Below are 612 nucleotides of genomic sequence, written 5' to 3' on the forward strand. Positions count from 1 at the left end.
TTATCATACAAGATGACCATACGATCGGCGGCTTCATTTCCATGATGGACGGATACTTGGCTGCTCTGTTTATACGGGTTGATTCTCAAAGAAAAAGCTATGGCAAATTACTATTAGATTGGGTTAAGAAGCAGCATGATGAGATTCAGCTAAAAGTGTACCAGTCCAACACGAAAGCATTTAACTTTTATACTAAAAATGGATTTGCGATTCAAGAGGAATCTGTGGATGCTGAAACTGATGAGAAGGAATTTGTGATGGTATGGACAAAACATTAACAACAATGAAGGCACCTCTAGCCTTTTAGAGCAAAGGCTCCGCTTCCGTATCCATACGGAACAAGCAGAGCCTTTTACTTTTATCTACTTCTTTCTAGTCTCTTATTTAAGCCCATAAACCTCGGTATATAAAGTCTCTTTAAACGGAGCAAACGCCGATTCAGCCAACGCACCTGGATAGCTCATAATCTGAAGCCGCAGATCCGTCTGTCCTTCTCTTAGAGGGGGCTGTACATATTCAAAATGGTTCAGATGGAATCCCATTCGTTCGTAAAAACCAATTCTTCTCCGTGACCATTCATCCACTGGAGGCTCAACCTCCAGCACTACCGGT

Annotated in this window: 1 protein-coding gene and 1 pseudogene; one reads left to right on the top strand and one right to left on the bottom strand. The window is 42.0% G+C overall.

The features are described from left to right. Positions 1–278 (top strand): GNAT family N-acetyltransferase (locus AC27KL_RS28060; protein WP_487171799.1); only part of this gene is annotated, 278 nt, incomplete at its 5' end. Positions 279–380: 102 nt separating this feature from the next. Here AC27KL_RS28060 and AC27KL_RS28065 read toward each other — a convergent pair. Then, positions 381–612 (bottom strand): annotated as a pseudogene (locus tag AC27KL_RS28065) (GNAT family N-acetyltransferase); the annotation flags it as partial.

This window comes from Paenibacillus sp. YAE3 (assembly GCF_057546105.1).